Raw genomic sequence first — 26,433 nt, 5'->3', positions numbered from 1 at the left:
TCCACTTAACCGCAGATGCGTGACCTGATAGACAGGCCCAAAAGGCAGGCAAACAACAAATGACACCCAAAGACAAGCCAAAACGCCCGGGCGCAAAGCCCTTTTCACGCGACGCCGGGCCGAAGGCCGGCGCGAAGTCGGGCGGCGTAAAGCCGGCGAAGGCTGCGACCGCGGCCGAAACCGAAGGCGAGGCCAAGGCCGAACGCATTTCCAAGGTGATGGCGCGCGCCGGCGTCGCCTCCCGCCGCGACATCGAACGCATGATCATGGAAGGCCGGGTGACGCTGAACGGCAGGGTTCTCGAAACCCCCGTCGTCAACGTCACGCTCGCCGACCGTATCGAGGTCGACGGCGTGCCGATCCGCGGCATCGAGCGCACCAGGCTGTGGCTCTATCACAAGCCGGCCGGGCTGGTGACCACCAACGCCGACCCGGAAGGCCGCGCAACCGTCTTCGACAATCTGCCGGAGGAACTGCCGCGCGTCATGTCGATCGGTCGTCTCGATATCAACACCGAAGGCCTGCTGTTGCTCACCAATGACGGCGGTCTTGCCCGCGCGCTCGAGCTGCCGGCGACCGGCTGGCTGCGCCGCTATCGCGTGCGCGCCCATGGCGACATCGATCAGGACGCGCTCGACAGACTGAAGGACGGCATCGCCGTCGACGGCGTGCTCTATGGTTCGATCGAGGCGACGCTCGACCGCACGCAGGGCTCGAACGTCTGGATCACCATGGGTCTTCGTGAAGGCAAGAACCGCGAAATCAAGAACGTGATGGGCGCGCTCGGACTCGACGTCAATCGTCTGATACGCATCTCTTACGGCCCTTTCCAGCTCGGCGACTTGCCGGAAGGCCATGTCATCGAGGTACGCGGCCGCACGCTTCGCGACCAGCTCGGCCCGCGCCTGATCGAGGAAGCCAAGGCGAATTTCGACGCGCCGATCTACAATGCGCCGGCTGTTGCCGCCGAGGAAGAGGCTGAAGCCGCAGCCCCGGAAAAGCGCGAGCAGCGTCCGCGCCGCGACGAGGACAAGCGCGAACGGGCGCTGAGCCGCCTCGACACCAAGCGCGACGATCGCCGCGGTGGCGGGCGCAAAGACGACGACCGCCGCGATGGCGGCCGCTTCGACGACGACAAGCCGAAACGTCCCCAGCCGCTCGGCCAGCGCCGCAGCGCCAATGTCTGGATGGCGCCGGGTGCCCGGCCGCTCGGTGAAAAAGCTGCGGCGAAAGCCGCCAAGAATGAGCAGACCGCGCGCCGGCGCGGCGAGCAGGCGCCGGCAAAGAGCGCTGGTTCCCACCATATCGAGGATCGCCCGCGCACGCAGATCAATCGCGTGCGCGAGGAGGACGGCGAATGGATCCGCTCGAGCGAGCAGCCCAACCGCAAGGATGAGGGCGAAGGCCGCGGCCGCAAGCGTCCGTTCGGGGATCGTCCGGGCCGCGAAGAGCGCGGTTTTGGCGACCGCCCGGCCCGCGGCGACCGCCGCCCCCGTGAAGGTGGTGACGAACGTCCGGGTAGCAGAAGCTCTGCCGGTGAAGGCCGGCCGGAGCGTCCGCGCGGCGACCGGCCTTTCGGTGATCGACCCTCACGTGGCGACCGGCCCTTCGGCGACAAGCCGCGCGGGGATCGCAAACCGCGTGGCGATGGCGACGAACGGCCGCGTGCCGCCAGAGCCTCCGCAGGCGAGGCCCGCTGGGAGCGTCCGCGCGGCGATCGGCCTTTCGGCGACCGTCCTTCGCGTGGCGACCGGGCCTTCGGTGACAAGCCGCGGGGCGACCGCAGGCCGCGCGAAGACGGTGACGAGCGCCCGCGCGCCGCCAGAAGTTTTGCCGGTGAAGGCCGCTCCGAGCGTCCGCGTGGCGAAAAATCCTTCGGCGACAAATCTGCGGGCGGCCGGCCTTCGGGCGATAAGCCGCGCGGCAAGGGCTTTGGCGCCAAGCCGGGCGGGGCGAAGAATTTTTCCGGTAAGCCGAAGGGCGGCAAATCCGGCAGCGACAGGCCCGGCGGTGACAGGCCAGGCGGAGACAGGCCTGCGGGCGGCCCGTCCAGAGGTGGTGCAAAAGGAAAGGGAATGACGCGCGGTGCGGATCGTCGGCGGTGAGTTTCGCGGACGGCCTCTCGCCGTGCCAAAATCCAACGAGATCCGGCCGACTGCCGACCGGACGCGCGAGAGCCTGTTCAACATATTGAGCCATGCCTATCCGGAATGCGTTGACGGCACCCGGATCCTCGACCTTTTTGCCGGAACCGGTGCTGTCGGCCTTGAAGCCGTGTCACGCGGCTGTCGCCATGCGCTCTTCGTCGAAAACAGCGTCGAGGGCAGGGCGCTGCTCTGGGAAAACATCGATGCGCTCGGTCTGCACGGCCGCACGCGCATCCTGCGCCGCGATGCGACCGATCTCGGCAGCGTCGGCAATCTCGAAGCTTTCGACGTGCTGTTTGCCGACCCGCCCTATGGCAAGGGGCTCGGCGAGAAGGCGATGGCGGCGGCGGCCCAGGGCGGCTGGATCAGGCCGGGCGCGATCGCGGTGCTCGAAGAGCGCGCCGATATTGTCGTTTCCGTGCATCCTTCCTATGTTTTCCTCGAAGACCGCATCTTTGGCGATACGAGGGTGCATTTCTTCCGGTATCAGCCGCAATAAGCGGGGGCGGGGCGTGCAGCAGGCAGAGATCATCAGCCCCAAACTGCCTGCGATCAGCGACCTTCCGACGGTCGCTGTCGCCTTCGGCGGCGGCGGCGCGCGCGGACTTGCCCACATCCATATCATCGAGACGCTCGACGAGCTCGGCATCCGCCCGGTGGCGATTTCGGGTTCGTCGATGGGCGCGATCATGGGGGCGGGCATGGCCGCCGGTATGTCGGGGGCCGAAATCCGCGAACATGCGCTGACGACCGTCGGCAACAAGACGGCTGTCGTCGCCCGCATCTGGGGACTGCGGCCGGCGACGGTGCGCGATGCGGTGGCCAAGGGCATCCGCATCGGCCAGTTCAATCTGGAGCGGATCCTGAAAGCCTTCCTGCCCTCCGAACTGCCGGCCCGCTTCGAGGATCTGCTGGTGCCGATGAAGGTCATCACCACGGATTATTACGGGCAGAACGAAGTGATCATCGAAGAGGGCGAGCTGTTTCCCGCACTCGCGGCTTCTTCCGCCATTCCCGCCGTTTTCATGCCGGTGCGCCTGCGCGGCCGGGTGATGATCGACGGCGGCATCAGCAATCCGGTGCCCTATGAACCGCTGATGGATCTTGCCGATATCGTCGTCGGCATTGATGTCGTCGGCGCGCCGGAAGGCGACGGCACCCATATTCCGAACCGCATGGAGAGCATCTTCGGCTCCGGCCAGCTGATGATGCAGACGGCGATCACGCTGAAGCTGAAGCTCTGCCAGCCGCACATCTTCCTGCGCCCGGCCGTCGGCCGCACCGGCGTCATGGATTTCCTCAAGGCCCGCGAGGTGCTGGCCATGTCCGCCGGCGTCAAGGACGAGCTGAAATTCGCCCTCGACCGGGAAATCGAAGCGCGGCTGAAGCGCTAGAAGACAGTGTCATTGGGTGTGGCCCTCATGGCCGCCGCCCGCGCCGTTCGATGCTTCGTTCATCATCGTGACCGTGCCCTCGAAGCTCGAAAACAGCGCCAGCGCGGAGGGGTCAAGGCTTGCCTCGGCCTCTTTCAGCCTCGCAGCCAGCGCGGCTGCGTCACCTGCCGAGAGCCCGATTTTTTCCAGCGTCGCGGCATCCTTCAGGCTGTCGCCGCTGCTGAGGTAGATGCTCCAACCATGATGCGTCTTTTTCAGCAAGGCGCGCCCACCGCGCCCGGCCTGCCGCCAGCCGGCGATCGCCCAATCGGCCTGGACGACGACCGGGGCGATGTCCAAGGGCTTATCGGGCCTTTCGAACATCAGCTTCAGCCTTGCCGGGATCACCTGCTGCGGATCGTTGTCCGCAGATGCCATGGATGCGAAAAGCACGCAGGCGAGAAGGGCAATGATCGTCTTCATCTCTTGGTCTCCTTCAAGCGAGAACGCGTTTCAACACGGGCACGAAGCGCACGACGATCTGATCGAAGGCGATCATGGCGACAATGGCGAGCCCGCTCATCGGGAAGGCGACGGCGAAGATGGCGGCAATCAGCCACAGGCCGTAATAGACCGAGCGTTTTGGCGGCATGGGCGGCACGCCGAGCCGGCCGGCCGGGCGCCGTTTCCACCACATGACGACGGCACTCACGCAGCTGAGCACAATGGCCAGGCAGGTCGCGAGCATCAGCAGCTGGTTGAAACGCCCCCATTCCTGTCCCTGGTGGACATTGATGCCCCACTCGATCGCCTTGCCGAGGAACGGATATTGGTTGAAGCCGATGTCGATCAGCGGTTTGCCGGAATACTGATCGATATGGATGGTGCGTTCGTCGGCGAGATCGTCGGGATAGAGCGAGGCGGTGTAGACGCCGGTCTCGTCGGCGGGAATGGCCACGTCGATGCCCGGCGCCATGCCCAGCCGCCTGGCGATCTCCACGGCTTTGTCGAGGCCGATCGGCTTGGCCGATTGCGCTGCGGCGATATCGGAAAGCGGAACCGGCGCCTTTTCGACAATCCAGCCGCTCTTCGGCAGGATATCCTCGGTGACCTTCTGCGACTTCGGCAGGTCGTCCCAGAGCTGGACGGGATAGCCGAGGCCGTGTTCGGTCAGCCAGGCATTGGCGTTCGCCCCCCAATAGCCCGACCACGGCATCCCTGTTATCGCCAGGAAGAAAATCAACACGCCGGCGAAGGCGCCCGTCACCGCATGCAGGTCGCGCCAGAAAACCCGGCGGCCCGGCGTTCCCCGCACGCTGACGACACCGCCCGTCTGGCTGCGCGGCCACCAGAGATAGATGCCGGTGACGACGAGCACCATGGCAAAGCCGCCGGTGATCTCAATCAGCCGGTTCGCTATACCGCCGAAATAGGCCAGGCTGTGGATGCGCTTGACGACATAGTTGAACTCGTCGGTCGATTCGACCACATCGAGCACCTTGCCGGCATAAGGGTCGACGAAGACCAGCATCGCGCCGGCATCGCTGGCGACGGTGACGATGGCCGATCGCTCAGGCCCGGCCGGCTCCTTGTAGGAGGTCGCCGCCGAGCCCGGCACGGCGGCAGCGGCGATTCCCGCGATCCGCTCCGCCGGCAGCGCCTGGCCGGAGGGCTGGACGATATAACGGTAGCCGAAGAAGCTGTTGTTGATCTCGTCCTTGAAGAGATAGAGCGATCCGGTCACGGCCAGATTGAGCATAAAGGGTATGACGAGAAGTCCGGCAAAGAAATGCCAGCGCCAGATGGCGCGGTAGAGCGAAACGCCGCTGGCGGCGTCTTCCGCCGGCCCGGCGGCAGCGATAGTCGACATGAGGATGGATCCGTATCCGCGGCCGGCTGCGGGAGGCAGCTCGGCCGGCGTTGAAAGGCGTCACGGCGCCTGCCGCAACACGAGGTTCAGGCGAGGATCGGATCGGAAGGCGGAGCGCGGGGACCGCTATTGGGCGGGAAAAGCCGGCGAGGGACGCTTTCGGGCCGGATCGGCCGTTCGACTGCGACCGCAAAGGGTATCGGAGCACCGGCGACATCAGCCGGCGCCGGCAGCAGGATCGAGGCGCCGATCCGGCAGGCCTCGCAACCATGCGAATGGGTTTTGTCGTGCTGGCCTTGATCGGAAGTGTCGCTGACGGTGACGCAAAGCGACGGCAGCGTTCCGTCGGGCAGCACATATTGGGCGAGTTCGGCCGGACCGGACTCGCCGGGGGCTGCGACGGGAGCCTGATGGGCGAATGCGACAAAAACCAGCGCGGCCGCGCACAGGATGCGCAGTGCCCATTGCTCGATCTGGCTCGCCCGTCTGATCAACTGTCCCTCTCCGATCGTCTGCTGATAGACGCCGCCGAGCGCATATTCAATGCGTCAATTTAACAAACCGGCCCAGCGGCGATCAGGCCTCCGCCGTCGCATCCACCGTTCCCGCCAGCGGATCGTCCTCGAAGGGATCGGCGGCGCGCTTCGGCTTGACCAGCGGTTCGGGGCGGACGGGATGGGAAAACAGCATGTCGCGGCCCGCTTGCAGCCCTTCGGACACCTGCAGCACCAGCCGCGCCTCGTCGCGCTTGCGGATATCCTCGCCGATCTCATAGGCATCGACTTCGGAGACGCCGAGCGCCTCCAGCGTCCGCCGCCCGAACAGCAGGCCGGATTCCAGGGTTTCGCGCAGTTCGTAATCGACACCCTTGTTGCGCAGCTCGATCGAATGGATGCGGTCGTAGGAGCGCACATAGAGCCTTGTGTGCGGATAGTCCGCCTGCACCAGCTCGACCACCTTGTCGGTGATCTCCTTCTTCTGGGTGCAGACGAGGACGATCTTTGCCCGGTCGATGCCGGCCGAGCGCAGCACGTCCTTGCGGGCCCCGTCGCCGAAATAGATGCGGAATCCGAAGGCGGAGGCCTGGCGAATGCGGTCCGCCGAAAAATCGATGACGGTGACGCTGCGGCCGCCGGCAAGCAGGATCTGGGCGGCGATCTGGCCGAAACGCGAGAAGCCGACCATCAGAACATCGGCGCCCGCACCTTCGAAGTCCTCGTTCAACTCCTCATGCTCATCGCCGCTGAGCAGCCGCTTCGAAAGAGCCGCGCCGATCGGCGTCAGCGCCATGGACAGCGTGACGATCGCTACCAGCAGCGATGCCGTGCTCGCCGCCATCAGCCCGACGGTTGCCGCCGCGGTAAACAGCACGAAGCCGAATTCGCCGCCCTGCGGCAGCAGGAAGGCAATGCGTATCGCATCGTCGTGCGGGGAGCCGGAGACCCGGCAGAGCCCATAGATGATGATCGCCTTGACGGCCATGACGATTGGTACGGCGACAATGACGAAGAGCGCGTTTTCGGCGAGCACGTCGAGCTGCAGCGACAGGCCGACGGCGATGAAGAAGATGGCGAGCAGAACGCCGCGGAAGGGCTCGATATCGGCCTCCAGCTCGTGCCGGTAGGAGGATTCGGCGAGCATCACCCCGGAGAGAAAAGCGCCCATCGCCATCGAAAGCCCGGCGAGCTGCATCAGGCTTGCCGATCCCATGACGACGAAGAGGGCCGCGGCAATCATCGCCTCGCGCGCGCCGGTCCTGGCGATGATCTGGAAGAGCGGCGTCAGCAGGTAACGCCCCATGACGACCATCGCCGCGACCGCGCCGACGGCGACTGCGAAATCGGCAAGCGGCGCATGGCTGCTCTTGCCGCCGCCATCGAGCACGGTGATCAGCGCCAAAAGCGGCACGATCGCCAGGTCTTGGAACAACAGCATCGAGAAGGAGCGTTGCCCGTATCTCGTATTGACGTCGCCGTCGCCCTCGAGGATCTGCATGGCGAAGGCCGTCGAAGACAGCGCCAGGCCGAAGCCGGCGACGATGCTGCCGCGCCAGTCGAGCACTTGAGAAAACCAGGCGAGTGCGGTCAGCGCCAGCCCGGTCACCACCACCTGCGCCGTGCCGAGGCCGAAAATGTCGCGCCGCATCTGCCACAGACGGCTGGGTTTCAGTTCCAGCCCGATGATGAAGAGCAGGAAGACGACGCCGAGCTCGGCGACGGCAAGGATCTGTTCGCCATCGGTGATGCCATGGAAGACGGGACCGATGACGATGCCGGCTGCGAGATAGCCGAGCACCGTGCCGAGCCCGAGCTTCTTGAAGATCGGCGCGGCGACCACCGCTCCGCCGAGCAGCAGGATCGTTTCGGAAAAAAAGGCATTGGGCGCGGACATCAGGGCGATTTCTTTCGACGGCGGGAAACAGGCCGGCAGCCCCGACAAAGAATCGGCGGCGGCGGCCTTGATGCTTGGGAGAGTGCACAATAAATGGAAGCCGAAGGAAAGGCCAAATCATGTCCTCAGAAATCGATTCCTCGACACTTCTTTCCCGCGCAAGTCAATTGATCGATCTGGCCAGGAAGGCAGGGGCCGATGCCGCCGATGCCGTCGTCGTACGATCGCGCTCGCAATCGGTCAGCGTCCGCCTCGGCAAGGTCGAGGGCACGGAATCCTCCGAAAGCGACGATTTTTCGCTGCGCGTCTTCATCGGCAAGCGCGTCGCCAGCGTTTCGGCCAATCCGGGCTTCGATCTGCAGGCGCTTGCCGAACGTGCCGTCGCCATGGCCAAAGTCTCGCCGGAAGACCCCTTCGCCTGCCTCGCGGATGAGGCGAGCCTTGCGAAATCCTATCCCGACCTGCAATTGCTCGATACCACCGAGGTCTCCTCCGAGATGCTGCGCGAGGCGGGCCTTGCCGTTGAGGCCGCGGCCCTTGCGGTCAAGGGTGTCACCAATTCCTCCGGCGCCGGCGCCTCGGCCGGCATGGGCGGCCTGGTTCTCGCCACCTCGCACGGTTTCGAAGGCAGCTACATGGCCTCGCGTTTCGGCCATTCCGTCAGCGTTATCGCTGGCGAAGGCACCGGCATGGAGCGGGATTATGATTTCGACAGCCGGCTCTATTATGCCGAGCTCGACGATCCCGCTGAAATCGGCCGCCGCGCCGGCGAACGGGTGGTCAAGCGCATCAATCCGCGCCAGGTGCCGACCGCCAAGGACGTCACCGTCATCTTCGATCCGCGCGTCGCCCGCGGCTTCGTCGGCCATATCGCCGGCGCGATCAATGGTGCCGCCGTCGCCCGCAAGTCCAGCTTCCTGCGCGACCGGATAGGGCAGCAGGTGCTGAAATCGGGCCTGTCGATCACCGACGATCCGCTGATCGTGCGCGGCCCCTCCTCGCGCCCCTTCGACGGCGAGGGTGTATCGGGCGAGCGGCTGGTGATGATCGAGGACGGCGTCCTCAAACACTGGTTCCTGTCGACCTCGACCGGGCGCGAACTTGGTCTTCAGACCAACGGCCGCGGCGTGCGCGGCGGCACCGCCGTCTCGCCGTCCTCCACCAACCTCGCGCTGGAACCCGGCGATATCACGCCGGAGGAGCTGATCCGCAACGTCGGCAATGGTTTTTATGTCACCGAATTGATCGGCCATGGCGTCAACATGATCACCGGCGAATACAGCCGCGGCGCCACCGGCTTCTGGGTCGAGAACGGCGAACTGACATTCCCGGTCTCCGAGGTGACGATCGCCTCGAACCTCAAGGAGATGTTCATGCGCCTGACGCCGGCAAACGACATCGACCGCAAGTTCGGCGTCGCGGCTCCGACCTTCGCCATCGAAGGCATGACGCTGGCAGGGCGCTAGAGCATGTCTCGCAAAAGTGTGCAGCGGTTTTGCGATAAAGACATGCGGAAAAAGGAAAGACCTAAAGCGTGGCAAGCGAATCTGAAAGATCGCGACGCGCTTTAGAGCATGATGCCGAAAAGTGTGTGCGGTTTTCGGACGACATCATGCTCACACGAAAGTTGGACGGATTGATGCGATGAGCGATACGGAAAAGGCCCGCTGGCAGAGCGATCTCACGCTGATCGCCGATGCTGCGAAAGAGGCCGGGGCGGTCGCGTTCGGCTTCTTCAACCAATCTCCCGAGGTCTGGTGGAAAAACGGCGACCGCTCGCCCGTCAGTGCCGCCGATTTCGCCGCCAACAAGACGCTCGAAACCATTCTGCGCAAGGCCCGGCCGGATTATGGCTGGCTGTCCGAAGAGACCGACGATGATGCCGGCCGCCTCCTGCGCGAGACGCTGTTCATCGTCGACCCGATCGACGGCACACGCGCCTTTCTCGGCGGCCAGAAGGTCTGGTGCGTCAGCGTCGCGGTCGTTCATCGCGGCCGGCCGGTCGCCGGCGTGCTCTATGCCCCGGCGCTCGAGGAACTCTATGAGGCCGTCGACGGCGGCGTCGCGCTGAAGAACGGCGTGCCCTTCATCGTCTCCGCCGCGGGACCGGAGGAACCGAGCCGTCTGGCGATCGGCGAGGACCTGTTGAAGACCTTTCCGGTTGAATTTCGCGATCGGGTCAGCCGCCAGAAACACATTCCCTCGCTGGCCTATCGCATCGCCATGGTGGCGGACGGTCGCCTCGAAGCCACCTTCGTCAAAAGCAATTCGCATGACTGGGATCTCGCCGCCGCCGATCTGATCCTTAGCTGCGCCGGCGGCCGCCTCGTCGATCTCGAAGGCAGGCCGGTCGTCTACAACAGTGCCGACGTGACCCACAATATCCTCTGCGCAGCGCCGACGCCCCGCATCGGCGAGTTCCTCGCGGCCTTTGCGGGACGACGAGACAGTTGACGTTTCCGTCAAAATCCCGCAGATGGGATGGCGGAGGAGAATAGCAGAAAGAGAACAAAAAATGACTGACTCCGGTGACAAGAAGCAGCTTTTGCATCTCGTTTTTGGCGGCGAACTGGAAAGCCTCGATGACGTCCAGTTCCGCGATCTGAAGGGTCTCGATATCGTCGGCATTTTCCCGGATTATGCCACGGCGCTGACGGCCTGGAAGTCGAAGGCGCAGCAGACGGTCGACAATGCGCATATGCGCTACTTCATCGTCCACATGCATCGTTTGCTCGATCCGCAGGCCAAGGGCAACTGACCCTGGCAGGTGCCGTCGGCCGATCGACCGCTCGGCGGGCGGCCTTTCGTGCATCGGGCGCCGGTCGATCCGGATCGTTTGACGCATTCTGAACAAATTGATCGGTCATTGCGGCCGCAACGATAATGAGGGAATGGGTTTGATGTCGATCTTGGATCGGAGACTGGCGCGATGAGCTCCCGGATGGCGCGCTTCGGTCTGAGCGCATACCGTCTGGCGGGAACAGTGGCCTCTCCTGTCGTCGGCCTCTATATCACCTACCGCACGGCCAAGGGCAAGGAAGACCGGGCGCGCCGCCTGGAACGCTTCGGCTATCCGAGCGCCAACCGGCCGCAGGGCCCGCTCGTCTGGTTCCATGCCGCGAGTGTCGGCGAAACCAATGCCGTCATCCCGCTGATCCGCGAAATCCGCCGCCGCGACATCCATGTGATTTTGACCACCGGCACCATCACCTCCGCGAGACTCGCCGCCGAGCGCCTTGGCAGCGACGCGATCCACCAATATGTGCCGCTCGACCTGAAGCCCTCGGTCAGCCGCTTCCTCGATTATTGGCAGCCCGATTGCGCCATCATCGCCGAATCCGAGATCTGGCCGGCAACGGTGCTGGAGCTCGGCCGCCGCCGCATCCCTCAGATCCTGATCAATGCCCGCATGTCGGATCGCTCCTTCGCCCGCTGGCGCCGCCGCCCGGCAATCGCCGAAGCCTTGTTCGAGAATCTGGCCCTCGTCATCGCCCAGTCGGATATCGATGCCGAACGTTTCCGCGATCTCGGCGCCGTTCCCGTCATCACCTCCGGTAATCTGAAGGTCGATACCGACGCACCGCCCTATGACAGCGCTGTCCTCGCCCGCTACAAGAAGCAGATCGGCGACCGCATGACCTGGGCGGCGATCTCGACCTTCGACGGCGAGGAGAATGCCGCCGCCATCGTCCATCGGGCCCTGAGGGAGCGCGATCGGCAATTGACGATCATCGTGCCCCGCCATCCCGAGCGCTGCGACGAGATCGAGGCGGCCCTGGTCAAGCAGGGGCTGAAGGTCGCCCGCCGCACCCGCGACGATGTCTTGTCGGCCGATGTCGATATCTTCCTCGGCGATACGATCGGCGAAATGGGCCTCTATTTGAGGCTTACGGAAATCGCCTTCGTCGGCCGCTCGCTCTTTGCCGAAGGCGGCCAGAACCCGCTGGAGCCCGCCATGCTCGGCTGCGCCGTTCTCTCGGGCGGCCATGTGCAGAATTTCCGCGAGGCCTATCAGAAGCTTGCCCGCAGCGGCAGCGCCCGCATGGTGCGCGATACCGAAATGCTGGCCAAGGGCGTGCATTACCTTTTGACCAATGACGACGCCCGCCGCAACATGATCGACGCCGGCATCACCGCCGTGCACGAGATGCGCGGGGCGCTGACTGCGACCGTCAAGGGGCTGGAACCCTATATCAATCCGCTGACGGTCAAGGCGCGGCTGCTGCCCAAGGCCGTGGCCCAGGTTTGAGGATAGAGCATGGCGGCAGCGTCCGTTATCAAAGGCATTCTCTTCGACAAGGACGGCACGCTGCTCGACTATGACGAGAGCTGGCTGCCGGTAAACCGCGAGCTTGCCCGCATCGCCGCCGAAGGAGACCCGCTTCTCGCCGACCGGCTGCTGGCGGCCTGCGGCATGGATCCGGTAACCGGCCATATCGTTCCCGACAGCCTGCTTGCCGCCGGCAATACCCGCCAGATTGCCGAGGGTCTGGTTGCCGCGGGCTCGATGGTCGATGTCGGCGAACTGACGCTTCGCCTCGACGACCTCTTTGCCGGCGCCGCCGAATTTTCCGTGCCGGTGACCGATCTCGCCGGCTTCTTCGCGCGGCTGCATCGCCGCGGCTTCAAACTCGGCGTCGCTTCCAGCGACAATGAACGCTCGATCCGCCAGACGGCGGAGCGTTTCGGTTTTGCCCGCTATGTCGATTATATCGCCGGCTACGACAGCGGTTTCGGCGTCAAGCCGGAGCCGGGCATGGTGCTCGGTTTCTGCGCCGCGACCGGTCTTTCGCCTGAGGAAGTGGCGATGGTCGGTGATAACAATCACGATCTGCACATGGGCCTGAATGCCGGGACGGGGCTGAGGATTGCGGTGCTGACCGGCACCGGGTCGCGCGATTCGCTTGCCGCGGCGGCCGATCATGTGCTCGACGATATCACCGCCATCGAGATGCTGCTGCCGGATCTGCAGCCTGCCTAAAGCGCGTCGCGCTTCAGGTTTTGTTTTACGCATGTCGTGATCGCAAAACCGCGCACACTTTTGCGCGACATGCTTCGGTCGGTAAAGACTTGCATTTTCATCGGTTTTGGCTTCTCAATCCGGCCTGTCGAAAAAAGCAGGGGTCTGGCCGCAACAATGGCGGGCAGGGGAGCGGGACGGCAAGATGATATCCGAAGCGCCGCCGTTCTGGTGGAGGAAAGCCGATTGGCGGGCCTGGCTGCTGTTGCCGGTTTCCTTTCTCTACGGCCGCATCGCCGGCCACCGCATGGCCCATGCGCGCCGCGCCTCCGTTGCCATTCCGGTCATCTGTATCGGCAATTTCACCGTCGGCGGCGCCGGCAAGACGCCGACGGCGCTGACGATCGCCCGCGCAGCCAAGGCGAAAGGGCTGAAACCCGGCTTTCTCAGCCGCGGTTACGGCGGCTCGCTCGATGTGACCACGATGGTCGATCCCGATCACCACCGGGCGGTTGCCGTCGGCGATGAGCCGCTGCTGCTTGCCCGGGAAGCGCTGACGGTGATTTCCCGCCGGCGCGTCGATGGGGCTCAGCGCCTGGTGGCGGAGGGCGCCGATCTCATCATCATGGACGACGGTTTCCAGAGCGCCCGGCTGGCGATCGACTATGCCCTGCTGGTCATCGACGCGACCCGCGGCCTCGGCAACGGCCATATCGTGCCCGGCGGCCCGGTCCGCGCCCCGATCCGCCAGCAGCTTCGGTCTGCGACGGCGCTGTTGAAGGTCGGCGGCGGCAATGCCGCCGACCGGATCGTCCGCATGGCGGCGCGCGCCGCAAAGCCCTATTTCACCGCATCGCTGAAAGTGCGCGGCGACAATACGCTCGCCGGCATGAAGGTGCTAGCCTTCGCCGGCATCGCCGATCCCGCCAAATTCTTCCGAACGGTCGAATCGCGCGGCGCCGAAATCACCGTCGCCAAGTCCTTCGGCGACCACGAGCATCTGACCGAGGAGGAGATTGACGACATCCTGACGACCGCCGAGCGTCAGGGTCTCGCGATCGTCACGACATCCAAGGATTTCGTCCGCCTCTCCGGCCATCCCGGCAAAGCGGCAGAGCTTGCCGAAAAGTGCCGGGTGATCGAGGTCGACATGGTCTTCGAGGATCACCTCGCCCCGAGCCTGATCATCGACCGGGCGATCGTCGCCTGCCGCGAGCGGCGGCTGCGGGAGATGAAGGCGAAAAGCTAAAGCGCGCAGCGCTTTTGCGGCAACGACATGCGTGAAAACAAAGAGTTAAAGCGCAAGGAGCTAAACTGAAAGATCGCGACGCGCTTTATCGCCGCTGGTTCGGCAATACGCCGGCGCGTTTGTCGGCTTCGATCGCCGAGATCACGTCGGCATAGGGTTCCTGGCGGGCGACGCTCCAGTAACGCAGCTCGTCGAGGGGGATCTGTTTTCCGGTCATCGCACAAATGACATAGGAGCCGGGCGAGACAATCTGGAAATCGCCATCGAGATAGCGGATCTTCGCCTCGCGGTTTCCGTGCCCTTCGAACAAATTCATGCGCTCCGTTCCCTGCAGCCCTATCATCCGTCTGCCATACTCCCGCAAGGGCGGCTTTTCCAGCTTTTTTAGCTTCTGCCGAAAAGCCGCTCGATATCGCTGAGCTTCAATTCGATATAGGTCGGCCGGCCGTGATTGCACTGGCCGGAGCCGGGCGTCACTTCCATTTCTCTCAGCAGCGCGTTCATTTCCTCCGGCCGCAGCCGCCGGCCGGAGCGCACGGATCCGTGGCAGGCCATGGTCGCCGCCACATATTCGAGCTTGGCCGACAGGCCCGACGCCGTGTCCCATTCGGCAATCTCGTCGGCAAGCTGGCGGATCAGGCCATGGGCGTCGACCTCGCCGAGCATCGCCGGCGTCTCACGCACGGCAATCGCCCCGGGGCCGAAACGTTCGATCGCCAGGCCAAGCTCCGAAAGCTCGGCCGCATGCTGCATCAGCCGGTCGCAATCCTCTTCCGGAATGTCGATGATCTCGGGAATGAGCAGCACCTGCGAGGCGAGCCGCTTCGAATGCAGCGCCTTGCGCATCGCCTCGAAGACCAGCCGCTCATGGGCGGCATGCTGGTCGACGATGACGAGCCCGTCCTCGGTCTGGGCGACGATATAGTTTGCGTGGATCTGCGCCCGTGCGGCGCCGAGCGGATAGCGCCCGGTTGTTTCGGCAGAGGGGCTGGCGGATGCCGCCGGCTGCGGTGAAAACTGTGGTTCGGCCCGCGCCGTCGGCATCGATAGCCCGTCGAAGGAGGCCTGCGGTCGTTCACCGAGACCGCTTGCCGGCTGGTAGGGCCGGGAGGGCGAGGTCTCGGCCGACCATGCCGTCTGCGGCCGCTGCGCATAGGACTGAAAACCGGGACGGAAGGCGCGCAGCATGTCGCTGGCACCGGTCGTTGCCGCCCGGCTGCCGTCGCGCGCCAGAGCCTCGCGGATGGCGCCGACGATCAGGCCGCGCACCAAGCCGGGGTCGCGGAAGCGCACGTCGGATTTGGCCGGATGCACGTTGACGTCGACGAGGGCCGGATCGAGGCTGATCGACAGCACCGCCACCGGATAGCGTCCGGAAGGAATTGTCTCGGCATAGGCGCCGCGGATCGCCGACAGGATCAGCTTGTCCTGCACCGGCCGGCCGTTGACGAAGGCATATTGGTGGGCGGAGTTGCCGCGGTTGAAGGTCGGCACGCCGGCAAAGCCGGTCAGCGCAATCTCTTCGCGCACGGCGTCGAGCGCGATGGCGTTGTCGCGGAAGTCCTTGCCGAGCACCTGCGCCATGCGCGCCAGATGATCGTCGCCGGTCGCCGGAAATTCCAGCGTCGTGCGGTCCGAGCCCGACAGCACGAAGCGCACAGCGGGAAAGGCGATCGCCATGCGCTTGACGATCTCGGTAATGGCGCCAGCCTCGGCCTTTTCGCTCTTCAGGAATTTCAGCCGGGCGGGTGTGGCGAAGAACAGGTCGCGCACTTCGACGATCGTGCCGGGATTGGCGGCCGCCGGGCGTAGATGTGCAATCTTGCCGGCGTTGACGGCGATCTCGTGGCCGCCGGCGCTGTCGCGCCTGCGGCTGGCGATGCTGAGCCTGGCGACCGAGCCGATCGAGGGCAGAGCCTCGCCGCGGAAGCCGAGCGTGCGGATATCCTCGAGCGTGTCCGAAAGCTTCGAGGTGCAGTGGCGCCGGACCGCCAGCTCCAGATCGGCCGCGTCCATGCCCGAGCCGTTGTCGCTGACCCGCAGCAGTGCCTTGCCGCCGCCCGATGTGGCGATCTCGATGCGCGTGGCGCCTGCATCGAGCGCGTTTTCGATCAGTTCCTTGGCCGCGCTCGCCGGCCGTTCGATGACTTCGCCGGCGGCGATCTGGTTGATGAGCGTTTCGGAAAGCTGTCTGATGGCCATGGGCTATTTTCGAGGATTCGCGGGGCGGAGGGAAGGGCTTTCGATATACTTTCCCAAAGCGTAGTTCCGGCCTCCGCCAAATTCGGGGATAGGTAATGTTAAGCCGGTTTTAACATAAAAATGGCATTTCTATTCACATACCTCCGGAAGCTTTCGAAATCGAACAGATGTGGGACGCAATTGCATGAGTGCCGGCTTCGAAAAGGCGGACCCATCATCGGAAGCCGACGGGATTTCCGCCGGGGCCGATCTGCAGACGGGGCTTTTCGATGTGGTGTGCGACAGCCTTTCGGCAGCTTTCATCATCTATGACAAGAACGATCATCTGATTTTCGCCAGCCGCCAAACGCTGGAATTCTTCCCGCTGCCCCTGGAGATGCTGAAGCCCGGCACGCGGCTTCGCGATTTCCTCGGCGCGGTCTACGACACCGGCATTCGCCAGCAATATGACGTGAAGCAGCGCGGCTCGCTCAGCCGCGAGGACTGGCTGTCGCAGAAGATCGCCTCGCATTGGCGCGAGCGCTTCGAATCCGTCGAGCGCCACGGCGCCGACAGCTGGGTCCGTTTCGCCAAACGCAGGCTGCCCGGCGGTTACGGCGTCACCATCATTTCCGATATTTCCGAGGACAAGAAGCGCGAAGAGCAATGGCGCTCGGATCTGGAACGGGTGCAGCTCACCGAGGACATTCTCGACAACCTGCCTTTCCCGCTCTTCGTCAAGGACCGCAACCTCACCTATGTCGCGGTCAACCTCGCCTTCTGCGAGAAATATCAGACGACTGCCGACGAGGTGCTCGGGCGCAAGAGCAGCGATCTTTTTTCGGAAGAGATCGCCAAGCGCTTCGAAGAGAGCGACCGTCATGTGCTGGAGACCGGCGAGATGTCCATCTCCCGCCAGCGGCAGATCTCCCGCGACGGCATCGAGCGCGACATCGTCAGCCGCAAGCACCGCATCGGCAAGCCGGGCCGCTATTTCCTGGTGTCGACCATGCAGGACCTGCCGCGCGACGGCGCCGATCTCGACGAGTTCGGCCGGGCCTCGGCGATCACCACCTCGAGCAATCAAAGTTATCGCCGTGCCTATGTTCCGGTGCCGAGCGCCGTCGAGCGCCGCGAGCCGGCGGCGATGGAAGCGATCGTTCCGGAGAATTTCTCCGGCCGCAAGGTCCTGGTCGTCACCGCCGACCTCGCCGCCGAGACCGCCGCGCTGCGGACGCTGTCGAAATACGGGTTCGAATCCTGCGCGGTCCGCGGCGAGGACGAGGAGGAGCGGTTCCTGGAAATCGCCAGCTCCTCCGGCATCTCGCTCGATCTTTTGATCATCGACAACCAGATGGGCATGCGCTGCCTCGAACTGTCAGAGCAATACGGCATCCCGGCGCTTGTCATGGACGGTTTCCAGATCGCCAACGAGCTCACCTTCCAGATCGCCCGCCACTTCAACCGCAACAGCCGCAACAGCGGCGCCGGTGCGGATACGGATTGGGAAATCAGCATTTCCGAAGACGTCGTCGGCCTGCAGGTTCTCGTTGCCGAAGACAATGATATCAACCAGATAGTTTTTTCGCAGATCCTCGAAGGCCTCGGCTATCGCCATATGATCGCGGCGACCGGCGACGAGGCCGTGCGCCTCTGGGCCGAGCACCGGCCGCAGATCGTGCTGATGGATATTTCGCTGCCGGGCTTCAACGGCTTCGAGGCCGCCCGCCTCATCCGGCAGATGGAGGAAACCGGCGGGGGAGGCCGCACGCCGATTATCGGCGTGCTCACCCAGGCCTTCGAACGAGACCGCGCCGAATGCGTCAAAGCGGGCATGGACGATGTCATCATGAAACCCGTCAGCCCGGATATGCTCGAGGCCGTCTTTCAGCGGCATCTGATGGATGAGGTCATGCGAGCGCGCGGCTGATGCATCTCAGCGCATGTAAAGCGTTTCCAGGCTAAGGGCCTGCATAAAAACAAAGAAATTTGGCCGGACCGCCCGTCAACTCCTGGATTCTGGGGTGGTTCGACGCCAATGCAAGCTGATTTACTATCAAATTGTTAAGACATGCCGGTCATTCTTTGCATGGCGCGGGAAAGCTCGGGTGGATGATGAAATCGGCGGACATGGCTTTCTTGACCGTCGGTCAGAATGAGCTTCAGGCAATGGCCTATACCGATCCGCTGACCGGATTGGGAAACCGCAATCGCATGCGGGAAAAGGTCCTGCAGATCTCGTCCGAGCGCGCCAACGATCCGGCCCCCTTCACCATCGGTATCGCCAATCTCGACAGTTTCAAGCCGATCAACGATCTCTTCGGCTCCACCGCCGGCGATGAAATCCTCTGCCAGGTCGCCCATCGCCTCAGAGCCTGCATCCCCGATGGCGCGCTGGTTACCCGCCATGACGGCGATGAATTCGCCTTCGTGCTGCCGTTGATTTTCGAGCGGGCGAGTGCCGAGAAATTCGGCCAGATGATCCGCGAAGTGCTGTCGGCTCCCTATGACCTCGGCGACCGCAACGTCCGTCTCTCCGCCTCGCTCGGCTTTGCCATCTACCCGTTCGCCGGAGAAGATTGCGAGGAATTGCTGAAGAGCGCCGAAACCGCCCTCTACCGCTCCAAGCGCCGCGGCCGCGGCCAGATCACCGTCTATTCGCGCGAGATCGCCCAGGAAATGAAACGCGCGACGCAGCTGGAACAGGCGCTCAGAAACGCCATCATATCGGACGCGATCGACGTGCATTTCCAGCCGATCGTCTCGCTCTCCAATAATCAGGTCGTCGGCTTCGAGGCGCTTGCCCGCTGGAACGATCCCGATCTCGGCTTCGTCTCGCCCGGCGTCTTCGTGCCGCTCGCCGAAGAGCGCGGCTTCATCGATGCGCTGTCGGAAGCGCTGCTGCGCAAGGCGGCGGAAGCAGCCCTCTCCTGGCCGCGCGAACTCTTCCTGTCGTTCAATCTCTCCTCGGCCCAGCTGATGGATCCGGGCACCAGCGGCAGCGTCCTGTCGATCCTCGGCCGCGTCGGCTTCGATCCGCATCGCCTGGAACTTGAAATTACCGAGACGGCGGTGATGAGCTCGGCCGATACCGCCCACCGCATCATCGCCGATCTGCGCGCCGCCGGCGTGCGCATTTCCCTCGACGATTTCGGCACCGGCCAGTCGAGCCTCGGGCGCCTGCGCGACTTCATCTTCGACAAGATCAAGATCGATCGCGCCTTCGTCTCCCGCATCAATTCCGACCGTGCCTCCGAACACATCATCAAGGCGATCCTGACCATGTGTGACGGCCTGGAACTGGAAGTGGTGGCTGAGGGCATCGAGGATTACGCCGAGGCGGTGAAGCTGCGCACGCTCGGCTGCGGCATGGGTCAGGGCTATCACTTCGGCCGGCCGGCCGACGGCATCGCCACGCTGCGTTTCCTGCACGAGAATTACTACGATCCAGCGATGGTGGAGCGTGTCAGCGCATAGGGCAGTGATGCCGCAAAGTGTGAGCGGTTTACATCACGCTCTGGCCAATGGTGCGGCAAAAACGATGGCGCCCCCAGGAGCGCCATCGCCTACGCTATACTACCGCGCGGTTTGCTTGGCCCCAGCCTTGGCGCCAATTGACTTCAGCTCTGCCTACTTTGGCGTAGTCGAGCCGGTTGCCGTGGTATCGGTGCCGGTCGCAGCCGGAGCCTTTTCGGCTGACTGCATGGCCAGCGTCTTGAACTCAGGCGCGGCCTTCAGCGATTCAGCCGTTTCGCTTGTCGTCAGCTTGACGCTGCCGTCCTGGGTGTTCTGGGCGACGGTGATCTTGTCCATCGGGACGGCGACGTTCTTTTCGCCGATGCCGAGGAAGCCGCCCACACCAACGATCGCGGCGACCAGGCCGCCATCCTTCTTCATGATCAGGTCATTGACGCTGCCGATGCTTTCGTTGTTGCCGTTATAGACCGACTGGCCGATATAGGTATTGGCGCTGATCTGGTCCGGGGCCTGCTCGGTGATATAACCGGCCTGGGCCGTGTCTGCCGTCGGTGCCGGAGCCGGAGCCTGTGCCGCATCGCCTGCGGGCTTGGTCACATCAGGGGTGACCGGCGGTTTCGGTGCTGCCGGATCGGCGGGTGCCGCCTGTGTCGGCGCGGCTGGATCCGCCGGCTGCGGGGCCGCCTGCGAGAATGCCGCCGGTGCGAAAGCCGTGGCAAACAGTGCGCCAGCGGCAACGGTCGTCAAGAGTTTGCGTGTCATTTCGAACCTACCTTCATCTCCTAGAGTGGTCGCTGACCCGGCAACGTGGGTGTTATTGCCACGCCGGTTCGAAAGGACAATGACTGGTGCGCCGATTGGTTCCGATTGAAAACACGGAAAATTTCTCGATTTTCACGGAACTTTTATCGTGTCACCCCACCAAAACAGGAAAAGGCGCTCCCGGTCGGGAACGCCTCTGATGGCTGCTTGCAGGCAAGTTCAGATCTGCCGGTCAGATCACATAGACGGGATCGAACACGCCTTTGACATCGATGCCGAGTTCGAGCAGCGCGCCGGCGCTGGGTTGCGCCGAACGCGCATCCTCGTCGAGCCCTTCCCAGGCGGTGGTCACCGCCAGCCGGTCGGCATTAACGCCGATGAAGGCGGGGCAGGAGGGCTGGACGGCGGGAACCTTGTAGCGCGAGATGCGCAGCCCGTCGGGATTGTAACGATCGACGACTCCGGCACCCCAGCGCGAGTTCCAGATATAGCCGTCGGCATCGACCACCGAGCCGTCGATATCGCCGGGTTCGTCGGCGCTGTCGACCAGCACGATCGGCTCGCCGGAGGGCAGGCCGGTGTGCGGATCGACCATGACGCGCATCAGCCGGTTGAGACGGGAGTCGGTATAATAGCCGATCGTGCCGTCAGGCGAGAAGCAGATCGAATTCGGGATGCTGATGCCATTGAAGATCTTCGTCACCTTGCCGCCGGCGACATGATAGATGGCGCCGGCCTGGTTTTCCGCCCGCTTGCTCATCGTGCCGATCCACAGCGCACCGGAGGGATGGGTGCGGCCGTCGTTCGAGCGGTTTTCCGGGCGGTCGTTTTCGAGTGCGGCATAGAAGGTCAGATTGCCGCTCGCCACATCGCGCACGAAAAGTCCTTCCTCCGTCGCGATCAGCTGCCGTCCGGCGTCGATACGGGCCAGCACGCTCGCCATGGCAGGCAGCGGATGCACCTTTTTGGCGCCGCTGGAAAGATTGAGCTCATGCAGTTCCTTGCCGAGGATGTTGAACCACCAGACGGTATTGCTGTCCGGATCATAGGTCGGGCCTTCGCCGAGAACGGAATTGGTGTTGCAAAGGGTCTTGCCCTCGAACTCGTAGATATCGGTCATACGCTCACGCTCCCAATGGCTGCATCATAGGCGTAAATGGTCGCCTTGGCGCGCTCGGCAACCTCCGCCGCGGTCATTCCCGGCTTGTAGAGGCTGGTGCCGAGGCCGAAGGCGAAGATGCCGGCCTTGGTATAATCGCCGAAATTCTTGTCCGACACACCGCCGACGGCGGCAATCGTCAGCTCCGGCGGCAGGATTGCCCGGATCGCCGTGATGCCGGAAGGCCCGAGCACGCTCGCCGGAAAGAATTTGAGACCGGTGGCGCCGGCGCGCGCGGCGGCGAGCGCCTCCGTCGGCGTGAAGACGCCGGGCATCGTCACCATGCCGTATTGGCGTGCCCGGATGATCACCTCGGGCTCGACATTCGGCGTGACGAGCAGCGTGCCGCCGGCCGTATGCAGGCTGTCGACCGCCTCGACCGTCAGCACCGTGCCGGCGCCGATCAGCACCTCGGCCGGCGCCATCTTGGCGGCGATCTCGATCGATTTGAACGGGTCCGGCGAATTCAGCGGGATCTCGATCGCCGTCAGGCCGTTGTCGATCAAGGCGCCGACGACGCTTTCGGTTTCGTCGGGCCGGATGCCGCGAAGGATGGCGATCAGCGGACGCTTCATGTCGGGGAAGGGGATACGGTTCATCGTGTCGGCTTTCTCAATTCGGCCAGATGGCTTCGGCAGCGGCCGAAAGCCCGCGGCGCACGGCGGCGTCCGCATCGATGGCGGTGAAGGTCAGGGAGAGAGTTCTGAAGGCCTGTTCGTAGAGCGCCTGCAGGCGTCCGGAAGCGACCAGGGTGATGCCTGAGTTGGCCGCATCCTGCAGCGCGCCGGCGATTTCGAGGCCGATCAGGGTGCCGGAGAGCCGGGCTTGCGCTGATGCGGCCGAGATCCCGTGCAGGAGCTGGCCCGAGCGGGCGGTAAACAGCAGATTGGAGGCAAGGGCTGGGCGCTGGAAAGCGGCCGATACCGCCGCCTCGAAGGCCGCTGCATCAGCCGGCTGCTCTTCGGCGCCGGCAACGGCATGCGACAGGATCGTGTGTTTGCTGATAACGTCGAAGAGCTCGCCGGTCATGAAGGTCGAAAAGCCGGTGACCTTGCCGTCGCCCACATGTACCCACTTCGAATGGGTGCCGGGCATGCAGACCGCCTGGGCGCCCGCGCTTGCCGTGCCGAGCGCGCCGAGAAGCTGGGTTTCCTCGCCGCGCATGACGTCGGGTGTCGCCATATCCCGCTGGGCAAGGCCCGGCAGAATGCGGATGTCGCGGCTTTCTCCCGGCACAGAGACCGCCGCCGTCAGCACCGAGGCGAGCGGTGCGGGCACGTCGATATAACCGGCCTCGACCCAGCCCTGCCGGGCGCCGGCCATGCCGCAGACGATCACGGGCAGCTGTTCCGGCGCCTCGACGGCGGCGAGATGGCCTGCCAGCACTTGGGAAAAGCCGGTTTTTGCAGCACTGGTCATGCCTTCGCCGCTGCGGCGCTCGGCAAGGATGCTACCGTCCCCGGCGATCAGCCAGAGCCGAAAGCTGCTGGTGCCCCAGTCCACCGCGACATAAGCGGGATTAGCCATTACAGAATGCCTCCATCGACAATCAGGGACTGGGCGGTCATTCCGGCCGCGCAGTCGGATGCAAGAAACAGGCAGGGACCGACGATCGCGTCGGGCTTGAGCGCGACCTTCAGGCACTGCTGCTCGACCGAGCGCGCGATGCTCTCTTCGGTCAGCCACAGCTGCATCTGCCGTTCGGTGACGACCATGCCGGGCAGGATGCAGTTGACGCGGATATTCTCCGGCCCTAGCCGGCCGGCCATGCTCTTGGTCAGCCCGACGACCGCGGCCTTCGCCGCCGCATAGGCGGGAAAACCGCCCATGTTCAGCTTGAAGGCGATCGACGACATATTGATGATCGCCCCGCCGCCGGCCGCCCGCATCGATGGCGCCGCCGCTTGCGAGGTGAAGAATACATGCCGCAGGTTGATCGCCTGGTTGTTGTCCCAATAGGCCTCGGTCACCGCGTCGAATTCATGGCGGTCGTCCCAGGCGGCGTTGTTGACCAGCACCCGGATCGGCCCTGAGCTGGCAACGACGGTCTCGACAGTGCGCTGGATCGCCTCGATGTCGCGCAAGTCGGCATGGTGGAAGGAGACGGGATGCGCCGTCTCCCGCGACAGGCTTTCGGCGAGCGCTTGGCCGGCGGCCTCGGCGATATCGATGAACGAGACCTTGGCGCCCTGGCGGGCGAAGCCTTCGACGATGGCAGCGCCGATGCCTGCTCCCCCGCCGGTCACCAGCACGGTTCGTTCTCTGAACTCCGGAAATTGTGCCGACATCGCGGTCGCCCTTGATATTTCATATGTTCCATTATCTGGAACTCAATTTGACTATATGGAATTATCGAATTATGCTGGCCTTGCTGTCAAGGGCGGACGAGACGATGACTTCAAATAGCGAAAGCATGGCGCAGGGCCGTGAGACCGGCACGCTCGGCAAACTGATGGTTCTGCTCGATCTCGTCACGCATGCCGATGCGCCGCTGCGTTTCACCGATATCCTGGCGCGTGCCGGCCAGCCGCGCGGCACCTTGCATCGGCAGCTGAGCCATCTGGTGGAGGAGGGGCTGCTCGAGCTTGACGGCGACGGCCGTTATGCGCCGGGCCTGCGCCTGCTCGATTTTGCCGCGCGCAGCTGGGCGCGCAACGAATTCCGTCTGATTGCCGAACCGCACCTCGCCGAGTTGCAGCAGGCGACCGGCGAGACGGTGCATCTCGGCGTTTTAAGGGGCCAGTCGATCATCTATCTCGATAAGGTCGACGGCCGGCAGCCGGTGCGGATGTATTCGCAGATCGGCAACGCTTCCCCCTGTTACTGCACCGGCGTCGGCAAGGCCGCACTTTCGCTGCTTCCGGCCGATCTGCTCACCGATCTGCTTGCCGGCCTGAGCTTCACCAGCTTTACCGCCTCGACCCATGTCTCGGCCGACTCGCTGCTTGCCGAAATCCGCGAGATCGCCGACCAGGGCTATGCCTTCGACCGCGAGGAGCATGAGGCCGGCATCCGCTGCGTCGCCGCTCCCGTCTGGTCGCAGGATCGAACCTTTATCGGGGGCATTTCGATTACCGGCCCGGCCTATCGCCTGTCGATGGAACTTCTGCGCCAATGGGCCGTTCCAGTTCAGCTGGCAGCTGGAAGGATCATGGAAGGCATGCGCATCCGGCTCGGCCCGCGCCGCTAAATGCAATCAGAGAGCATGCTTATGATGAGGGCGATATTGAGATTTGCCGGCGAATCACGACAACTGCAAATAGTCCGCGAAATCGATTAACCACCTGCCGGCCGAACGCTGCATGCCGAGGCCGGCTCCGTTTGATCCAGTCAGCGATCGTCATTCCCCGATGCAATCGAGCCGGCCGTTGCGCCGAAGATGAAGAAATGTGATGGCACCCTTGTCGCAAACATCCCCGGAAGACGACGACTACATTCAGGAAATAGCCGGCCTGAAGACCCAGTTCGATATCTTCCGTTTCCTGAAACGCGTGACGGAAGCCTATCGCAGCCGTGCCTTCCTGGTGCTCAACCTGCCGCCGATCACCTCCTTGGATATTCAGGGCAGCACCGTCATCACCAGCTGGCCGGCCGAGCTTCTGGCGCTCTACGACCAGGAGAGCCTGCTGGTCAACAGCCCGGTTCTGAGGCGGCTGAGAACATCGGCGCGGCCCTTCTTCTACGACATGTCGCGCGAGAACTGGTCGCGGGACGACGGCAAGTCTATTCTCGTCGCCTCGCTGTTCGAACGTTTCCGGATGATGCGCGGTGCCTATTTCCCGACGCATGAGCCATCCGGCGTGCGCGGCGCCATCTCTTTCGCCGGCGACCGCGAGCCCTTCAGCCCGGCTGAGATGCGGGAGCTCTGCTATATCTCCATCCATGTCTATGACCGGCTCGCCGAGATCCGCAACCTCGATACCCGCATGACGGACACGCTGACCGACCGGGAAATCGATTGCCTCAACTGGACGGCGGCGGGCAAGACCAGTGCCGAAATCGCCGAAATCCTCACCCTCTCCGAGCACACGGTCAATCATTACCTCAACCGCGCCACCAAGAAGCTCGATACGGTCAACCGCACCCAGGCGGTCGCCAAAGCGCTGCGGATCGGCCTGATCAAATAAGGTGCAAAAGGCGCTGCGGGTTTTCGCCGGTCGCCCAGTGCTTGGGCATATGCTTGCCGTGGGGGGCCGTCCCACGCCGCGTTTGTGCCGTTTCCGCCGATTTTCCGTCTGGCACGCTTTCTGCTTCTCTTTTGGCAAAGGCCCAGAGGGGACTTGGACCAGCGCCAGGAAATGGCGCGGCCGCGCACCGCTGCCCGACGCCGATGCCGCTTTCCCAAGCCCTCGGTGTCGGCGGCGGCTGTTGCGTTTTGGCACCGCCGCTTGCACGGCTGCGCGCCGTTTGGCCTTCCCTCTTCATTTTTCGCTGGCCTTTTTGTCGGCTTGCGCTAGTTCGCCCCGGATTGCGCCGGTTCTCGGGGAGACCGTTGCGGCCATCAGGGCGAAAGCCCGGCGGACTTGATGGCCGCAACGGATTGCCCGTTCTCCCCGGGCGCTTTTCGCAGGCCGGCAAATCGATTTTCCCGCCGATGATTTTGTTTGGCGAAGGCGTCCGTCTCCACTATCTCTACTGCATGATATCAGTCTTGATCGGAATCGATGAAGGCTGAAATCATGCAGTAATTCAAAGTGCTACAGCGCTCTTTGTGGGTCTTGAAAGACGCGCGGCGCTCTAGTTGTGGAGCCTCAACAGGTTGTCCTTGATCAGGCCGAGTCTACTGACGGGCGGTTTGGATTGTAGGCTGCCGTGCGGGCGATGCCAATTGTAACGGTGGAGCCAGAGCGGCAGGTCGGCGGCG

24 protein-coding genes and 1 pseudogene are annotated in these 26,433 nt (G+C 64.0%); 13 read left to right on the top strand and 12 right to left on the bottom strand.

The annotated features are described in order from the left end of the window. Positions 1-59: 59 nt before the first annotated feature. From ATY75_RS19565 to ATY75_RS19555, 3 genes are read left to right on the top strand one after another with little or no spacing between them, the layout of a single operon-like run. Entirely contained in the window at positions 60-2,105 is a 2,046-nt protein-coding gene (locus ATY75_RS19565; RefSeq protein ID WP_088938817.1) for a pseudouridine synthase, read from the top strand. Beyond that, positions 2,086-2,646, top strand: a complete 561-nt coding sequence (gene rsmD, locus ATY75_RS19560) for a 16S rRNA (guanine(966)-N(2))-methyltransferase RsmD (RefSeq protein WP_064836941.1) — start codon at positions 2,086-2,088, stop codon at positions 2,644-2,646. Before ATY75_RS19565 ends, rsmD begins: the two co-directional genes overlap by 20 nt. Positions 2,647-2,659: 13 nt before the next feature. Next, the gene (locus ATY75_RS19555; RefSeq protein WP_088938816.1) at positions 2,660-3,541 is read left to right on the top strand and encodes a patatin-like phospholipase family protein; all 882 of its coding nucleotides are present in this window, start codon (positions 2,660-2,662) and stop codon (positions 3,539-3,541) included. Between the two features lie 9 nt (positions 3,542-3,550). On the opposite strand, the gene ATY75_RS19550 is transcribed toward ATY75_RS19555, so the two are convergent. The 4 genes from ATY75_RS19550 to ATY75_RS19535 all read right to left on the bottom strand — a co-directional run bounded on the left by ATY75_RS19550 (position 3,551) and on the right by ATY75_RS19535 (position 7,781). After that, complete coding sequence (locus ATY75_RS19550) at positions 3,551-4,003, bottom strand: copper uptake system-associated protein (protein ID WP_088938815.1); 453 nt, start codon at positions 4,001-4,003, stop codon at positions 3,551-3,553. 13 nt (positions 4,004-4,016) lie between these two features. Further along, the gene (locus tag ATY75_RS19545) at positions 4,017-5,390 is read right to left on the bottom strand and encodes a PepSY domain-containing protein (RefSeq protein ID WP_088938814.1); all 1,374 of its coding nucleotides are present in this window, start codon (positions 5,388-5,390) and stop codon (positions 4,017-4,019) included. A gap of 86 nt (positions 5,391-5,476) precedes the next feature. Beyond that, entirely contained in the window at positions 5,477-5,884 is a 408-nt protein-coding gene (locus tag ATY75_RS19540; protein ID WP_088938813.1) for a hypothetical protein, read from the bottom strand. 82 nt (positions 5,885-5,966) lie between these two features. Continuing rightward, positions 5,967-7,781, bottom strand: a complete 1,815-nt coding sequence (locus ATY75_RS19535) for a monovalent cation:proton antiporter-2 (CPA2) family protein (protein WP_088938849.1) — start codon at positions 7,779-7,781, stop codon at positions 5,967-5,969. Positions 7,782-7,900: 119 nt separating this feature from the next. Between ATY75_RS19535 and ATY75_RS19530 the strand changes: the two genes are divergently transcribed. The 6 genes from ATY75_RS19530 (at position 7,901) to lpxK (ending at position 13,990) form a co-directional block, all read left to right on the top strand. Next, positions 7,901-9,247 carry a TldD/PmbA family protein gene (locus tag ATY75_RS19530; protein WP_088938812.1) on the top strand — a complete coding sequence of 449 codons (1,347 nt, stop codon included), beginning with the start codon at positions 7,901-7,903 and terminating at the stop codon, positions 9,245-9,247. A gap of 178 nt (positions 9,248-9,425) precedes the next feature. Further along, complete coding sequence (locus tag ATY75_RS19525) at positions 9,426-10,235, top strand: 3'(2'),5'-bisphosphate nucleotidase CysQ (protein ID WP_088938811.1); 810 nt, start codon at positions 9,426-9,428, stop codon at positions 10,233-10,235. A 61-nt stretch (positions 10,236-10,296) separates the two neighbouring features. Further along, complete coding sequence (locus tag ATY75_RS19520) at positions 10,297-10,539, top strand: DUF4170 domain-containing protein (RefSeq protein ID WP_088938810.1); 243 nt, start codon at positions 10,297-10,299, stop codon at positions 10,537-10,539. Positions 10,540-10,710: 171 nt separating this feature from the next. Beyond that, positions 10,711-12,030, top strand: coding sequence for a lipid IV(A) 3-deoxy-D-manno-octulosonic acid transferase (gene waaA, locus ATY75_RS19515; RefSeq protein WP_088938809.1), 1,320 nt, complete (start codon positions 10,711-10,713; stop codon positions 12,028-12,030). A gap of 9 nt (positions 12,031-12,039) precedes the next feature. Next, entirely contained in the window at positions 12,040-12,762 is a 723-nt protein-coding gene (locus ATY75_RS19510) for an HAD family hydrolase (RefSeq protein WP_088938808.1), read from the top strand. Between the two features lie 184 nt (positions 12,763-12,946). Then, the gene (gene lpxK / locus ATY75_RS19505) at positions 12,947-13,990 is read left to right on the top strand and encodes a tetraacyldisaccharide 4'-kinase (RefSeq protein ID WP_088938807.1); all 1,044 of its coding nucleotides are present in this window, start codon (positions 12,947-12,949) and stop codon (positions 13,988-13,990) included. 85 nt (positions 13,991-14,075) lie between these two features. On the opposite strand, the gene ATY75_RS19500 is transcribed toward lpxK, so the two are convergent. Both ATY75_RS19500 and mutL read right to left on the bottom strand, forming a co-directional pair. Beyond that, a complete protein-coding gene (locus ATY75_RS19500; protein ID WP_064841270.1) occupies positions 14,076-14,306 on the bottom strand; it encodes a DUF2093 domain-containing protein in 231 nt (76 codons plus the stop codon). 68 nt (positions 14,307-14,374) lie between these two features. Next, positions 14,375-16,192 (bottom strand): DNA mismatch repair endonuclease MutL, encoded by a 1,818-nt coding sequence (gene mutL / locus ATY75_RS19495; RefSeq protein ID WP_088938806.1) that lies wholly within the window; start codon positions 16,190-16,192, stop codon positions 14,375-14,377. Positions 16,193-16,376: 184 nt separating this feature from the next. Between mutL and ATY75_RS19490 the strand changes: the two genes are divergently transcribed. Together ATY75_RS19490 and ATY75_RS19485 are read left to right on the top strand one after the other, a co-directional pair. Next, entirely contained in the window at positions 16,377-18,101 is a 1,725-nt protein-coding gene (locus ATY75_RS19490; protein WP_088938805.1) for a response regulator, read from the top strand. A gap of 182 nt (positions 18,102-18,283) precedes the next feature. After that, the gene (locus tag ATY75_RS19485) at positions 18,284-19,648 is read left to right on the top strand and encodes an EAL domain-containing protein (RefSeq protein WP_088938804.1); all 1,365 of its coding nucleotides are present in this window, start codon (positions 18,284-18,286) and stop codon (positions 19,646-19,648) included. Positions 19,649-19,801: 153 nt separating this feature from the next. On the opposite strand, the gene ATY75_RS19480 is transcribed toward ATY75_RS19485, so the two are convergent. The 5 genes from ATY75_RS19480 to ATY75_RS19460 form a co-directional block, all read right to left on the bottom strand. Next, positions 19,802-20,410: a PRC-barrel domain-containing protein gene (locus ATY75_RS19480; protein WP_064836967.1), complete on the bottom strand. Its 609-nt coding sequence runs from the start codon at positions 20,408-20,410 to the stop codon at positions 19,802-19,804. Positions 20,411-20,642: 232 nt separating this feature from the next. After that, a complete protein-coding gene (locus ATY75_RS19475; RefSeq protein ID WP_088938803.1) occupies positions 20,643-21,530 on the bottom strand; it encodes an SMP-30/gluconolactonase/LRE family protein in 888 nt (295 codons plus the stop codon). Next, positions 21,527-22,168 (bottom strand): 2-dehydro-3-deoxy-6-phosphogalactonate aldolase, encoded by a 642-nt coding sequence (locus ATY75_RS19470; protein ID WP_088938802.1) that lies wholly within the window; start codon positions 22,166-22,168, stop codon positions 21,527-21,529. Before ATY75_RS19470 ends, ATY75_RS19475 begins: the two co-directional genes overlap by 4 nt. Positions 22,169-22,181: 13 nt before the next feature. Continuing rightward, positions 22,182-23,096, bottom strand: a complete 915-nt coding sequence (locus tag ATY75_RS19465) for a 2-dehydro-3-deoxygalactonokinase (RefSeq protein ID WP_088938801.1) — start codon at positions 23,094-23,096, stop codon at positions 22,182-22,184. Then, a complete protein-coding gene (locus ATY75_RS19460; protein WP_088938800.1) occupies positions 23,096-23,857 on the bottom strand; it encodes an SDR family oxidoreductase in 762 nt (253 codons plus the stop codon). The genes ATY75_RS19465 and ATY75_RS19460 overlap by 1 nt, the downstream gene beginning before the upstream one ends. A gap of 104 nt (positions 23,858-23,961) precedes the next feature. On the opposite strand from ATY75_RS19460, the gene ATY75_RS19455 reads away from it, so the two are divergent. Together ATY75_RS19455 and ATY75_RS19450 are read left to right on the top strand one after the other, a co-directional pair. Next, positions 23,962-24,759 carry an IclR family transcriptional regulator gene (locus tag ATY75_RS19455; RefSeq protein ID WP_064841271.1) on the top strand — a complete coding sequence of 266 codons (798 nt, stop codon included), beginning with the start codon at positions 23,962-23,964 and terminating at the stop codon, positions 24,757-24,759. A gap of 202 nt (positions 24,760-24,961) precedes the next feature. Then, the gene (locus tag ATY75_RS19450) at positions 24,962-25,696 is read left to right on the top strand and encodes a LuxR family transcriptional regulator (protein ID WP_064836977.1); all 735 of its coding nucleotides are present in this window, start codon (positions 24,962-24,964) and stop codon (positions 25,694-25,696) included. 610 nt (positions 25,697-26,306) lie between these two features. On the opposite strand, the pseudogene ATY75_RS34030 reads toward ATY75_RS19450, so the two are convergent. Continuing rightward, positions 26,307-26,433 (bottom strand): annotated as a pseudogene (locus ATY75_RS34030) (IS481 family transposase); the annotation flags it as partial.

Source organism: Rhizobium sp. N122 (assembly GCF_002211295.1).
Lineage (GTDB): Bacteria > Pseudomonadota > Alphaproteobacteria > Rhizobiales > Rhizobiaceae > Rhizobium.
The sequence above is the reverse complement of the archived record's forward strand: the minus strand, read 5'-3'. Positions and strand labels throughout refer to the sequence as shown.